This window comes from Marinitoga lauensis (assembly GCF_004135675.1).
In the GTDB taxonomy this organism is placed as follows: domain Bacteria; phylum Thermotogota; class Thermotogae; order Petrotogales; family Petrotogaceae; genus Marinitoga; species Marinitoga lauensis.
This window is the reverse complement of sequence record NZ_QHLX01000009.1, coordinates 1-13974: the sequence shown is the minus strand read 5'-3', so window position 1 is coordinate 13974 and position 13974 is coordinate 1. Positions and strand designations below refer to the sequence as shown.

Below are 13974 nucleotides of genomic sequence, written 5' to 3'. Positions count from 1 at the left end.
TTTAAGACAGTCTTGTACTGTCTTTTTTTATCTATAGGAGGAAAATATGCATTATGATGTTATAATTTTAGGTGGAGGTCCATCAGGTCTTTTCTGTGCTTCAAACATTAAAAATAAAAAAGTTTTACTATTAGAAAAAAATGAAAAGTTTGGAAAAAAACTCCTTGTTTCCGGTGGAGGAAAATGTAATTTTACAAACAACGATAATTTAAAAGATTTGATTACCCACTATGGAAATAAAAAGAATTTTGTAAAAAAGGCTTTATATAATTATTCAAATATTGACTTATTAAAAGATATTGATTTCGAATATACCATAACCGAAGAAGGAAAGATTTTTCCAAAATCCATGAAATCTTTTACCGTTTTGAATTGGCTACTAAAAAATATAGAAAAGAAGAAAAACATCATAATAAAAACAGGAATAAATATTTTAGATATAAAAAAGGATAATAACAAAGAACCTTTTATAATAAAAACTCAAAACGCTATTATTAAAACAAAAATATTAATTCTTGCAACAGGTGGAAAATCTTTTCCAGCTTTAGGAACCAAAGGCGATGGATATAATTTTGCAAAAAAATTTGGACATAATATCATACATCCAAAACCTGCATTAACTCCTTTAATAATAAAAGACTTTAATTTAATAGATTTAGCAGGAACATCTATGATAGTAACTTTGAAAACTAATAATAATATGAAATTTGAAGGAAACTTGTTATTTACACATAAAGGTTTTTCTGGACCTGTTGTGTTAAATGCTTCCAGATATTTGAATAATGGTGATATAATTAAATTATCTTTTGTACCTTTTAGGGATGAAGAAGAATTTAGAAATGATTTTTTTAATGTCTTAAATAAAAATAAAAATGAGCTTTTATATGAAACCTTAAGAAAAAGGTATAAACTTACAAAAAGATTCATTTCAATAATGTTTCATAATTTAGAAATAAACAACAAACTAAAATGCAATGCATTACCTAAAAAGGTTAGAAACAAAATTATAAATTACTTATATAATCATACTTATGTCATAGAAAAATTAGGAGATTTCAATGTAGCAATGGTTACAAAAGGTGGTATTGATACAAAAGAAATAAATTCCAAAACCATGGAGTCAAAATTAGTTAAAAACCTATATTTTATTGGCGAAATCATAGATGTTGATGGAGATACTGGAGGTTATAATATTCAGTGGGCCTTTTCATCAGCTAAAGCTGCTGCAGATGATATTTCAAAAAAATAGATGGAGGGATTTTTATGAAAAAAAGATTTTACGTTGTTGTTTTAATTATTCTACTTTCAGTTAGCATTTTTTCTCAACTTACAATAAAAAAGATTTCCGAAAACACTTTGCAAGTTTTACCTCATTTTTCAAAGGCTAAATATGGAGACTATTTATTAGAAAATAATAAAATAACTGTTATTATAGGTTCTGAAAAAAGAAATGATGAATTTTCAGGAAGAATTATTGAAGCTTATACCAATGATATAAAAAGAAATTTACTGGATAATTATAAAATTTATGTCCAGAATAAAATATTGAATGCACATAAGATTGAAATAAGAAAAAATGAAAATTATATTGAATTTAAGGTAGCAAATAATGATTATGGTCCATTTCACCTTTCAACAATTTACAAACTTGAGGAAGATAAAAATTATATAGAAATAATAAATAATATAAAAAACATTTCTAACAAAGATTCTAAATTATTGATAAAAGATATTGTCTCATTCAATGAATTATTTCCAAAAATAATTAAAACAAATGAAAATGGGAAAAAATTATTATTGCAGGAGGATTTTATTTCATATTCATTTATACCAGATCCTAATTTTCAGATTTTTCGTTCAATGTTTACAAGTAATTTCAGTGCATTAATATATAAACCCATTAAATTAAAACCAAATGAAAGTATTAATTTTTCACGTTTATTATATATTACAAAAGATATAGAAAAAGTTAGAAAATATATATATTCTTCAAGCAACTCTATTTCTGGAAAAATAATTTCGAATTTAAATAAAAAAGATAACATTCCCATATATTTGTATAATAGAGATAACACTCCAATATCCTTAACCTATACAGATAAAAAAGGCAACTTTTCTTTTATTAATGTAAAAGAAGGAGATTATGCTATTTTAAAATGCGAAGGATTTAAAGAAAAGAAAATACCTTTATATCAAAATAATGAAAATATTATAAAAGTTATTCCTGAAGTTAATAATAACGATTTTATATGGCCATTATACTTAACAAATCATACAGAAACATCTGTTATATTTAACTGGAAAACCATTATTCCATCTACAGCAAAAATAGAAATTTTTGATGGAAAGAAAAATATCAAAACAGTCTTAGCTAATATTCCTTTATCAATCCAGCACATACCAATAACCGGCTTGAACCCTAACAAAGAATATAATTATAAATTATATATTGAAAATTATTATATAAAAACAAATGCTGTTATTTCAGGACATTTTAAAACCAAAAGTCTTAATGAAAATAATCTTAAGTTTGCGATTTACGGTGATACAAGAACATATCATGAGCTACATAAATTAGTAGCGGATAATATAGCAAATGATAATCCGGAATTTGTAATTAATGATGGCGATTTAGTTGAAAAAGGCGATTGGTTAGATGATTGGAATTCTTTCTTTAATGAAATATCGAATTTAGCAAAAAATTCTGTTTATTATCCTTTATTAGGAAATCACGAAAGAAATAATTCTTATTACTACCAGGCTTTTTATTTACCAAAAGGCAGTGGGGATTATAATAAAAGATGGTATTATTTTGATTATGGAAAAATACGTTTTATTTTTCTGGATTCAAATGCAGTTGGTACTCAGCAACTTGAAAAGTCTCAGTTAAACTGGTTAATAGATGTCTTAAAAAAATCTTCGGATAAAACCATTTTAGTATTTTATCATCACCCTTTCTGGAATAATTGCGAAGGATATAATTACGGTATGGAAAGACATTTAGAAGAATTATGGAGACCCATATTTGAAAAATATAATGTAAAAGCCGTATTTAACGGGCACGTTCATTCATATGAAAGACATGAAAAAAATGGTATCATTTATGTTATAACAGGTGGTGGTGGAGCACCTTTAGAACTGGTACACAAAAAAAATTTAGAACCTACTACCGTAAAAATCAATTATGGAACATTACATTACGTTCTGGCTGAAGTAAAAGATAATAAAATAATTTTTACTGTAAAAACCGTTGCAAAGGTCAAAAACAAAAATAACGATAGAGATTTGGAAAAATATAACAAAGTAATCGACAGATTTGAAATAAGTATAAAATGATAAAATCGGCTTTAACGCCGATTTTATCATATTTCAATAACATTTTCTGCCATTTCGGAAAATGCTCCATCATGAGTTACAATAAACGCCTGTTCTATTTCTTTAAGCATATTTTTTAAATTTTCAGCTAGCATATTTTTTCTTTCTTCATCAAGATTTACCGTTGGTTCGTCTAAAATGTAAAAATTTGCTTTCGATAAAAAGTTTGCCAGTGCAGTTCTTATTGAGATAGCCACGCTTACCTGTTCTCCACCAGATAATATGGAAAATTCTCTTTCACCCTTTATTTCATCTTTTAAAACCACGAGATAATCTTTTTCAGAATCCCAGATAATAATCTCGTTTTTTCCGGACATTTTTCTATAATTTTCTGTTGCATGAGAAGAAATAATTTTTGTAAATTCTGTACTAACGTATTTTCCCATTGTTTTCATTTTTTCTCTAAATTCTTTCGTTAGTTGGTGCTTTTTTTCAAAAATTACTTTTTCCTTTTTCAATTGTTTTATTTCACTTCTTTTTTTCTCTCTTTCATCCAATTTTTTTAATAGATTTTTGTATTCATTTCTGGATTTACCAATCTTTTCATTTAATTCAGCTACATCTTTATTTAGATTTTTTATTGCTATTTCAGTTGTAGACAGTTTTTCTTTTAATTCATTTAAATCCTCAAATTTTTTCTTTCTTCTAATAATATTTTTATAATATCTTCCTGTTTTTCTATATCTTCTTCAACTTTTTTTAATTCATCGAGTAATGTTTCTAATTTTTCTGCCATTTTTTTATTTCTTATATACTCATCGTATTCATTTTTATACGATTTTTTCCTGAATTCAAATTCTTCTTTGTTTCTTCTGACTTTTTCAAGTTTTTCTGATATATCAGAATAATCTTCTAATTTCTTTTTTAATGTTTCTACGTTAAATTGATTTCTTTCTATTTCCTTTTTTAAAAATTCCAATTTTTGATTAATGCTATTTAATTCATCAGTGATATTATCTTTTTCTTTTATTTTTTCTTCAATTTTATCATTATAATTTTTTATCTCTTCTGCCATTTTGCTTTCTGTAGCAATTAGTTTTTTATTTTTTTCTTCCAACTCCTTTTTCTGCTTATCAATATCCCTATATTTCTCTGAAATATCTTTTTTTCATTTAATAATATTCTATATTTGTCTTTCTTTTTATATAATTCATCAAGTTTGTGATTATTAAAGGAAATTTCATTATTTAAATTAAAAAGTTTTTCTTCTAAACTTTCTTTATCTTCTTCCAGTCTGTCTAATTTTTTCAATTCATTTTCCTTTTTTCTATCTCATCAATTAATTGATTTATATTACTATCAAAATATGTTGTACTTCCACCTTTTTCTTCGAGATTTAAACATTTTTCATTCAATATAGGGCAATTTCCATCTGATAATTGACTTTTTGACTTCTCAAGATTTTCTAATTTCATTTTTAATTTTTCCAGTTCTATTTTTAATTTACTTTTTATATCGAGTTCATTCTTTATTTTTTTCAACTTTAATTCCAATATTTCTTTCTCTTTTACAAATTCTTCATTTTTTTCTTTGATTATTTCTTCATTTTTTATTTCTTCCTCTAATTGCTTTATTTCTTGAATTATTTTTCTATAACTTTCAAAATCTTTTTCAAAATTTTCTTTTTCTTTTTCAAAGTCTTCTATATTTTTTAGTAAGCTATTATAACTTTCCTTTTTTAGAATTAATTCTGGTTTCATTTCTAAAATAATATCTTCTAACTCTTTTATTTTTTTCTCTTTTTCTTTTTTTCTTTCAAAAAAATTTTTCTTCTCTGATATAAATTTCTCTCTTTTTTTCTCCAATTCATTCAATCCTTTTTCTAACTTCGATTTTTCTTTTTCTTTTCTTATCAATTCTTTTTCCAATATTGATATTTTTTCTATATCTTTTTCTATTTTTATATATAAATCATAACCTTCTTTTGTTTGTTTAACAATATCTTTAGCCTTTTCTGCTTCTTTTATTTCGAGATCCAGTTTATTTTTCATTTCTTTTTTACTTTTTATTGTTGTTTCGTACTTATTTATTTTTTGCTCTAATTCATTTACTTTCTCAATTTGCGTATTTATGTTCTTTTTTGCTTTTTCAAAATTTTGCATCTTTGCTTTTTTTAATTTCAACTCTTCTTCTAACATTTCAATATTTTTTGATATTATATCTATCTCTTCGTCTAATCCTTTATACTCTTCTAATTGACTTTCCAAAAGTTCTATTTTTGACGCTTTCTTATTAATTTCTGAATCATACTTTCTTTCAACGTTTAATAAAACAGAAGAAATCTTTTCATAAATTTCCGTATTAAATATTTTATTAAATAATTCCTTTCTTTGAGCACCTGTTAGATTAAATATATTTACCAGATCATTTTGATATGCACTGATAACATTCTTAAATATTTCTTTTGTATTTTTACCTTTAATTCCAGCTAATTCCCCTATTTTACTCAAAACTATATCTTTTTTTTCAGCAATAATTTCACCAGATTTTTCTTTTAAAAGATATTTGCTTTGATTTCCTATTTTTCTTTCTACAATATAATCAACCATATCATTTCCTGTAAAACCAACTGTAATAATGGCAGATTTTTCTTCCTTATTCACTGCATTTTTTAAATTTTTATCTCTTGGTTCTATATCAAAAAGGGCAATTCCTAGCGCTTCAAAAATGGAACTTTTTCCGGATCCATTTTTACCTAATAATAAATTTATTCCTTTTTCAAATTCAACTTCCAAATTTTTATGATTTCTATAGTTTTTTAATATTATTTTATTTATTTTCATTCGAATCACCTTCAAGCAATATATTCAAGAAATTATCAAAGGAATCATATATTATTTCTTCATTTTCAATATTATTTTTCAATAATTCTAAATATTCTGTTGTTTTTTCAGCATTTTTAGAATATATATTTTTCCATGATTTAATAACCTTTTTTCTATATCTTTTATGTCTAATTCTTCAGAATTAACAAAATCTTTTTCAATCTTATATTTCACCAGAATGTCAACCTTTAAAGCGCCTTTTTCTTTTAATATTTTTTCTATTTTTTCATTTTCTATTAATTTATTTGATTCATTGATAATCTTTAATCTAATTATTTCATTTTTTTCTATTTGAATTTTGTTTAACTCATCAAAAAAAGTATCAGAATATATCAAATCATATGATGATAACTTTCTCTTTTTTGATTCAAAAAATGCATGTTCTTTTGTTAAAGTATCAAAAATAATGCATCCTTTTTCGCCATTTTCATTTAAATCCCAATATTCCGGACAACCTGGTACAAAAAAATAAGGATTATCTTTAGGATATTGAGAATATGAATGCAAATGACCTCCTGCCATGTATAATACTTTATCTTTAAAAAAGTCAATAATTCCAGATTTAGTACATCCTGGTATAAAATTTCCTCCAATACCTGTGTGTGTAATAATGATATTTTTTTTATCTCTGTCTAATTGTTGTGATAGTGTTATTAACACTTCATCTATAACTACTCCTTGATATGGAATTCCATAGAAATTTATATCCTCTATTTTTATTGGAGTAAATATATATTTCTCATTTTCTTTCTTAAACTCAGGAACCATTACCAGACCTTTATTTTCAAGATATTTTATCCATGAATCTTCATGAGTATATATTTTGTCGTGATTCCCTTCAATAAGTAATGTTTTTATATTATTATTTCTTAGCTTTTCAAGTATCTTTTCTGTTTTAAATAAAATATCTGGTAATAACGAACTTCTATCAAATAAGTCTCCCGCTATAATGAAAACATCTATCTTTTTTTCTATTGCTATATCTACAATGTATTCAGCAGCATTAAAATAATCTTCATATCTAATATTTGAATATTCTCCAATTCCACCAACAGGTCTTCTTCCTAAATGCCAATCAGATGTATGTAGTATTTTCAAAAAAATCACTCCTACCTAAGGGTTTTATATAATTATTTCATTTTTTCTATATTTTTATTATAACATAATTATTTTATTCACAAATAATAGCTTTAATTCTAAGATCAATTCTGTTTTATCTCTTTCAAATGTCTTTTATATTCACTATTTTAGAAGCCAATTTCTCGAGTCTATTTTTCAGGTTTCCTTTATTTATACTGGTTTTAGAAATTTGTTATTTTTTTAAATAGGTCCGGATTTAAATTTTATTGCATTTTGTTTAAATGCTCCCGGACCTATTTGAATTCTTTTGCTTTTACAATCAATGTTTTAGAATTTTAACAATATTTCGATTTCGTTAATTGAATTTGATGAATTTTTGTATGTGCAATTTTATTATTTTTCTTTTTCATTAAGTAATTTTTCATAACAGTCTCTACACACTGCTATGTATTTTTCAAATCCTCCTACATCGATTTCAGAACCATTTCCTACTATTTTAAAAGATATTGTGCCATTATATTCACCACATTCATGACAAACTGCCTTTTTCTTTATTATTTCATCTGCATATGCAGATAATAATATTGTTGTTTTAAAAGGATTATTTTTATATGTTAAATCCAATCCTGAACAATAAACATTTATTCCTTTTTTAATTAAATCTAATATTACATCTTTCAATTCTTCGTCGAAAAATTGAACTTCATCTACAAATACGGCTTTTTCATCAAAATCTAAATATTTATACATTTCTTTAGATTTTTTTATAGGTACTGCTTCAACCTTTGTTCCTGTATGTGATACTACATACTCTGATGAATATCTGTCATCTATTATAGGCTTAAATACTTTTATTTTTTTTCTACCTAATGTATATATTTCGATAAAAGATATAAGTTCCGAAGTTTTTCCAGAATACATTGGACCTACTATTAAAATGAATTTTCCAGACATTATAATTCCTCCTTGATCGAATATTTTTTATGTATAATATAATGAAAAATTATTAATAAAAAGAAAGATAGGATATAAAAAACTATACTTAATTTTACATTCAAATGTATATAAGGTATATAATTGCTTATATATCTTAAAAAGGTTTTTATTAATTCTATATAAGTATTTATCATTTTATTTAATATATCAGGCATTTGAAACAAGAGAAATAATATCGATATTCCCATTAAAGAGTAAGTTATAGGAACAAAGATTATACTCATCAAAGGACTTATTATTGAAAATCCTTTAAAGAATAATATACTCCATGGAAGGACTGCAAGAAATGCTGAAAATGATATAATAAGCGGATTTTTTGTATATTCTATAATTAATAATATCGATAACGCAGCAGAATAACTCATTAAAAATCCTGGAGAAAAAACAACAGTTGGATTATACAATATATTTGTTACACCTACAAGACCTAATAAGTTTTTTGAATCTATATTTAAACCCAAAATTTTTGTCAATTCAATTAGCGAAATAAGCATTACTGCTCGTGTTGCAGAATCTGAAAAACCAGTTGTGATTAGATAAAAAAACAAAAATATTATTGTTAACATTCTTCTATAGATTATGTATATTGTGGTTTGTGAATATAAAAAGTATAATGCAAGATATATTATATAAACATGAAAACCCGATACAGCAAACAGATGTAATAATCCTGTATTTCTGAAATTTTCTGCATTTTTCCCTCTTAATCCTCCAAAAATGACAGAAAATAATATTTCATTATTGTTATATGAAAAATTTTTATATAATCTTTTCTTAAAGAAACCTCTTAATGAATATATTGATTTTTTTGATGAGTTAGCCATGTGTTTAGTTTCGAAATTATCATTGAATTTTTTGCCTACTATATAAACTTTATTACCTATTTTAAAAGGATCGGTTGTGTAATTGTTATATGAAAAATATAATTTTTCATTTGTTTTTTCCATGAAGTATCGTAATATTTTTCTGATTTTATTATATAGAAATTGTTTGTTTTATCTATTATTGTACCTAATATACCAACTTCTAAATTTGATGGTATGGTGTGAAAATTTAAAGTGTTTAAGAATATCATAGATAGAATTAAAACGAAAAAAAATCTTGTCTTTAGTTTATATTTAAAGCCAAAAAGACTACAGCCATAAAAATTATGGCTGTAGTCATCATTTTTGCTTTTATAATAAGAATTAATACTATGGAACTAAAAAATAAATTTACAAAAAATGGCATTATGCTCCAAATTTTTCCAATTTTCTTGCATTACCCATTAACAGGCTCATTAAATCAACAGCATATATTGTTCCCATGGACCCTCTAGCTGCTTCAAATTCATCGAATGTTTTTGATAATCCAGCTCTTGTATATGGTGATTTAATCATGAATGGAACTGGATGCCAACTATGTCCGCTAATTGCTACAGGAGTTGAATGATCTCCTGTTACTACTAATACATCAGGATTTAATTCTAATAATTTTGGTAATGCTTCATCTACCATTTCTATTACATGTACTTTTGCATCGAAATTTCCATCTTCGCCATATGAATCAGTTTTTTTAATATGTACATAGAAGAAATCATATTCGTCCAATGTTTTTTCAATGTTTCAAATTCATCAGCTGGAGTTTCACCATCAACTTCTAAAATATCCATTCCAACTAATTTAGCTAACCCTTTATACATTGGATATACTGCTATAGCTGCTGCTCTCATTTTGTATACTTCCGGGAATTTTGGAATATTTGGATATTTTGAAAACCCTCTAATTAAAGCAAAGTTTATTTTTGGTTCATCTTTTAATACTTCTTTAATTTGTTTCATCAATTTGGTGAATATTTCTGCCGTCTTTTCTGCTTCTGGATGTGTTGCATGTGCCCATTTTATTGGCAATCCTTCTTTTTGTGGATCAGCATCTTCAATTCTATCATCTAACCCTTCACCTGTTAGTTTTACAACAAATCTGTGTTCTTTTCCAGGATAAAACTGCACTTTAACTCCATCGATTTCTTTGATATTTTCATTTAATTTTTCAACTATTTTCTTTGATTCTTCTGTTGCTGGTCTTCCTGCTCTTCTATCAACTACTATATCTCCATCAATAGTAGCGAAGTTACCTCTTGCAACAACATCCTTTTCTCCTACTTCTACATCAATACCCAATGCTTCTAATATACCTCTACCAATTTGATATTTTATAGGATCATATCCAAATAATCCTAAATGTCCTGGTCCAGATCCTGGTGTAATACCTGGTAACACTGGAATTGTTTGACCTAAATCAGATTCTGTAGCAACTTTGTCTAAATTTGGAGTTTTAGCAGCCTGTAATGGTGTTTTTCCATTAACAACTGTATCTCCAATACCGTCCATTACTAACATTACTATTTTTGAATCTGTTTTGGTAATTAATTTTTGCAAAAATTCCTGTCTGTCTACATACATTTTACTCCCTCCCCAGTTAAAGTTATTTCGTTATAATTATAGCATAGTTTGATATGAAGTATATAATAATTTAGTAAATTTTTAGATAATTGATATGATATAATTAAAATGAACAATATATTAATTGAACAACTTTTTCTGGAGGTGTTTTATGATAAAAGGTGTTATTTTTGATTTGTATGGTACTTTAATAAATGCTAATCATCTATTTTTACCTATCGCAGAAATTATTTCAAAAGAAGTTAATATTTTGGTTGAAAAGTTAGAAATAAAAATTAGAGAAACATATAATAAAATTTTTAAAGATTACCATTTAAAACCTTTTAAGGCAGAAAGAGAATATTACAAAAAAATGTTTAATGAATTAAAACCTATTTTAGGCTTAAAAAATTCTGCAGAATGGTATATAGAAGAAATGTATAAAACGTTTATTAATTTAAAGCCATATGATGATGTAGATTATTTAAATGAAATTAAAAAGAAAGGTTTATTAATAGGAATTTTGTCTAATGCAGATGATGATTTTGTTATTCCTGCTTTAGAGAAAAAAACTTTTCCATATGATTATCTTTTTACATCTTATTCTACAAAATTATATAAACCAGATCCAAAAATATTCGAGTATGCTTTGAATAAAATGCAATTAAACAAAGAAGAGGTTATTTTTGTTGGAGACAATTATAATGTTGATATTATTGGAGGAATTAATTTTGGAATAAAATCGATATTAATAAAAAGATGGAATCAGAATATTGAATATCCTGATTCCATTTACTCGTTGAGAGAATTAGATAAGTATTTATAATACTAAATTTACTTTGCGCGCAGCTCCACTTCTAAATAAAGTTCTGGTGCCTGCGCCTTTTTTTATTAAATCAAATAATTTTTCTGAATCTTCTATGTACGAACCAGATAATATTTTTACTGGAAAAACATCTTCTACCATTATTGTTGATGGTCCAGCAATTGCAACCCTATCCGTATTCACATAATTTAATATATAATCTATTGTTCCATTTACTATTGTTGTTCCTGTAATAATTACAGCAGTACATTTAGGTAACATTTCAATAATAGCCCAATCTGGCAATATTTGATCATGTCTTCTTTGCCTATCAAATATTAAAACATCCCATACTTTTGGTCTTAATGCATCTACAAATGGAGTTATTTCACCTACTATACCTACAATATCCTTTTTATTAAATTCCATTAATTTTAATGTGTCTCCATTAACAAATCTTTCAGGATTTTTGTTAAATACAGCATTAACTGCTGCATATGATACTGACCTTAACAATGGATCTCCTGAGAACATACCAACTTCTAATAAATCCTTTACTTTCATACCCACTTCTGCCTTACTTTCAGGTTTTCCATCTAACCCCATACATTTGTAAAATTCTTCACATTTCCCTAAAGTATCTTCTCGGTTTGTCGCTACAAAACCTGTTCTTCCATCACTTAATTTAACAGCAGTCTCTCCAATACCAATTACAAAATCTTCGATAAAAATGTCATCAGTAATATTTTCTAATACTTTATTATACAATTTTTTTGCTATAGTCAAATTAATCCCCCAATATTAAATTCAAAAACATTATACTACTTTTAAAATTATTAAGCAAATATAATCTAAAAATATTTGTAAGAAATAAATGGTAAAATAATCATATATTTAGCAATCTCTCAATTTTTATATAATAACAAAATCTCGAGGAGGGATAATATGAGAAGTATTTTACAGGACTTAACTCCAGAATTTTTAAAAATACTAAACAAAGACAAAATTTATTGGTTTGAAGGATGGCAAGAGTATAAACAAAACAGGCCCAAAATTGTTAGGGAATATGAAAAACAAGAAAATTTAAACGATGAAAAAATAAAAGAAATATTAGCTAAGATTAGAAGAAAAGATTTTGATATGTTTAAGCAGGATTGGGAAAATAATTTTCTAGAAATAAAAAAAGAAATGGTTATGAAATTATCCAGAAATGCTGAACATTTTCAATTGAAAAGAGGAGATTTTGTAGTTTATATAATGGGACTTTTAGGATTAAATTCACATTATTATATTGAAACATATTATGGTACTGTAATTTTGATTGATAACTTTTATCATTTTTTAAATAAGAAAGATATCAAAAAAACTATTGAAGAAGCAATTTTAAATTTTATCAATAATACTCCAATTAATCCCAAAAAGCTCTTTTTGCTAAATTACTCTCACAAATAGAAAAATACATATATGATAATAATGACAAAGATAGGGTTATGAAAAAAATTGTTGAGACTTTATATAAAAATGTTGATTATTATAACTGGGTTGGATTTTATTTAACTGATGAAAACGATAAAAATATGTTAAATTTAGGTCACTATCTAGGAAACCCACTGAGCATGTGAAAATCCCATTTGGAAGCGGTATTTGTGGGCAAGCTGCTTCTACAAAAAATACCTTTGTAGTACAAGATGTCACAAAAGAAACAAATTATTTATCTTGTAGTGAAAAAACAAAATCTGAAATAGTTGTTCCAATATTGGATAATGATGGAAATGTATTTGGAGAGCTAGATATAGACAGTCATAAATTAGAACCTTTTACTATAGAAGACTCCAATTTTTAGAAGAAATTATTAATTTATTTGTTAAAAAATTTCTTTAATTTTATTAATTTTATTTTTTAACCTATTCACAAAATCGAGAATAAAAGCTCATTTAATAGAAATATTCTTAATGAAAGTAAAAAATATTAAAATGGTTAAATTTAGGATTATGCTAAAATCCTTTTTTTATGGTATTTATGTTTATTTAATTCTTTTGTTCACTAAGTTTTAAATCTCAACAAAGTTCATAAAAATTTTTCTTGATTATATATGTTAAATCTGATATTCTATATAATGCTAAACATTCTTTTTATTTTTTTGGTCAGGGGGTAATTGGTGTGACTAACGAAGAGTTATTAGAACTACTTAAAGCCAGGATTAATCACAATACATGGGAACAATGGTTTACCTCTGCCCAAATATTAGATATTCAGGAAAAAAAAGTAATAATAGGTATTGGAAATCTATTTGTTAAAGATTTTATTGCTAGAAAATATGGTTCATTGGTTTCCAATACTTTATCTGATATTCTTTCTAGAAAGATAACTGCAGAATTTACTTTTATACCTGCCGATCAATCAACCAAGAAAAAAGCAGGTCCGTTGATAAAGAAAGACTTTAAAATTATCTGATTTTAATCCTGAATATACAT

General features: G+C 25.4%; 14 protein-coding genes and 1 pseudogene. 6 read left to right on the top strand and 9 right to left on the bottom strand.

The window, feature by feature from the left end:
• The first annotated feature begins 46 nt into the window (after positions 1-46).
• The gene (locus DJ007_RS13520) at positions 47-1249 is read left to right on the top strand and encodes a BaiN/RdsA family NAD(P)/FAD-dependent oxidoreductase (RefSeq protein ID WP_129410040.1); all 1203 of its coding nucleotides are present in this window, start codon (positions 47-49) and stop codon (positions 1247-1249) included.
• A gap of 14 nt (positions 1250-1263) precedes the next feature.
• Complete coding sequence (locus tag DJ007_RS13515) at positions 1264-3336, top strand: metallophosphoesterase (RefSeq protein WP_129410039.1); 2073 nt, start codon at positions 1264-1266, stop codon at positions 3334-3336.
• Between the two features lie 26 nt (positions 3337-3362).
• Here DJ007_RS13515 and DJ007_RS13510 read toward each other — a convergent pair whose 3' ends face one another.
• From DJ007_RS13510 to DJ007_RS13475, 8 genes and pseudogenes are all read right to left on the bottom strand, one after another.
• The gene (locus tag DJ007_RS13510; RefSeq protein WP_276318802.1) at positions 3363-3977 is read right to left on the bottom strand and encodes a hypothetical protein; all 615 of its coding nucleotides are present in this window, start codon (positions 3975-3977) and stop codon (positions 3363-3365) included.
• Positions 3978-3994: 17 nt separating this feature from the next.
• On the bottom strand, positions 3995-4432 hold the full coding sequence (locus DJ007_RS13505; RefSeq protein WP_129410037.1) for a coiled-coil domain-containing protein: 438 nt from the start codon (positions 4430-4432) through the stop codon (positions 3995-3997).
• Entirely contained in the window at positions 4408-4626 is a 219-nt protein-coding gene (locus DJ007_RS13500) for a hypothetical protein (protein ID WP_129410036.1), read from the bottom strand. The genes DJ007_RS13505 and DJ007_RS13500 overlap by 25 nt, the downstream gene beginning before the upstream one ends.
• Entirely contained in the window at positions 4623-6158 is a 1536-nt protein-coding gene (locus DJ007_RS13495; protein WP_129410035.1) for an AAA family ATPase, read from the bottom strand. The genes DJ007_RS13500 and DJ007_RS13495 overlap by 4 nt, the downstream gene beginning before the upstream one ends.
• An 87-nt stretch (positions 6159-6245) precedes the next feature.
• The gene (locus DJ007_RS13490) at positions 6246-7298 is read right to left on the bottom strand and encodes a metallophosphoesterase family protein (protein WP_206076394.1); all 1053 of its coding nucleotides are present in this window, start codon (positions 7296-7298) and stop codon (positions 6246-6248) included.
• A gap of 375 nt (positions 7299-7673) precedes the next feature.
• A complete protein-coding gene (locus DJ007_RS13485) occupies positions 7674-8234 on the bottom strand; it encodes a thymidine kinase (RefSeq protein ID WP_129410034.1) in 561 nt (186 codons plus the stop codon).
• Positions 8234-9223 carry a ComEC/Rec2 family competence protein gene (locus tag DJ007_RS13480; RefSeq protein ID WP_129410033.1) on the bottom strand — a complete coding sequence of 330 codons (990 nt, stop codon included), beginning with the start codon at positions 9221-9223 and terminating at the stop codon, positions 8234-8236. The genes DJ007_RS13485 and DJ007_RS13480 overlap by 1 nt, the downstream gene beginning before the upstream one ends.
• Before the next feature lie 282 nt (positions 9224-9505).
• Positions 9506-10716 (bottom strand): annotated as a pseudogene (locus DJ007_RS13475) (2,3-bisphosphoglycerate-independent phosphoglycerate mutase).
• Between the two features lie 151 nt (positions 10717-10867).
• Here DJ007_RS13475 and DJ007_RS13470 point away from each other — a divergent pair.
• Complete coding sequence (locus DJ007_RS13470) at positions 10868-11521, top strand: HAD family hydrolase (protein ID WP_129409526.1); 654 nt, start codon at positions 10868-10870, stop codon at positions 11519-11521.
• Here DJ007_RS13470 and DJ007_RS13465 read toward each other — a convergent pair.
• Complete coding sequence (locus DJ007_RS13465; RefSeq protein WP_129409525.1) at positions 11516-12286, bottom strand: Rossmann-like domain-containing protein; 771 nt, start codon at positions 12284-12286, stop codon at positions 11516-11518. The genes DJ007_RS13470 and DJ007_RS13465 overlap by 6 nt on opposite strands.
• A 159-nt stretch (positions 12287-12445) precedes the next feature.
• Between DJ007_RS13465 and DJ007_RS13460 the strand changes: the two genes are divergently transcribed.
• The 3 genes from DJ007_RS13460 to DJ007_RS13450 all read left to right on the top strand — a co-directional run bounded on the left by DJ007_RS13460 (position 12446) and on the right by DJ007_RS13450 (position 13954).
• Entirely contained in the window at positions 12446-12952 is a 507-nt protein-coding gene (locus DJ007_RS13460) for a hypothetical protein (RefSeq protein ID WP_129410032.1), read from the top strand.
• A gap of 166 nt (positions 12953-13118) precedes the next feature.
• Complete coding sequence (locus DJ007_RS13455; protein ID WP_129410031.1) at positions 13119-13343, top strand: GAF domain-containing protein; 225 nt, start codon at positions 13119-13121, stop codon at positions 13341-13343.
• Between the two features lie 317 nt (positions 13344-13660).
• On the top strand, positions 13661-13954 hold the full coding sequence (locus DJ007_RS13450; RefSeq protein WP_165974193.1) for a DnaA N-terminal domain-containing protein: 294 nt from the start codon (positions 13661-13663) through the stop codon (positions 13952-13954).
• The last annotated feature ends 20 nt before the right edge of the window (positions 13955-13974 follow it).

What these genes read in the sequence shown, in the direction of transcription:
- DJ007_RS13520 (WP_129410040.1), top strand. Translation starts at nt 47, where the DNA reads ATGCATTATGATGTTATAATTTTAGGTGGAGGTCCATCAGGTCTTTTC.
- DJ007_RS13515 (WP_129410039.1), top strand. Translation starts at nt 1,264, where the DNA reads ATGAAAAAAAGATTTTACGTTGTTGTTTTAATTATTCTACTTTCAGTT.
- DJ007_RS13495 (WP_129410035.1), bottom strand. Translation starts at nt 6,158, where the DNA reads ATGAAAATAAATAAAATAATATTAAAAAACTATAGAAATCATAAAAAT.
- DJ007_RS13485 (WP_129410034.1), bottom strand. Translation starts at nt 8,234, where the DNA reads ATGTCTGGAAAATTCATTTTAATAGTAGGTCCAATGTATTCTGGAAAA.
- DJ007_RS13480 (WP_129410033.1), bottom strand. Translation starts at nt 9,223, where the DNA reads ATGGAAAAAACAAATGAAAAATTATATTTTTCATATAACAATTACACA.
- DJ007_RS13470 (WP_129409526.1), top strand. Translation starts at nt 10,868, where the DNA reads ATGATAAAAGGTGTTATTTTTGATTTGTATGGTACTTTAATAAATGCT.
- DJ007_RS13460 (WP_129410032.1), top strand. Translation starts at nt 12,446, where the DNA reads ATGAGAAGTATTTTACAGGACTTAACTCCAGAATTTTTAAAAATACTA.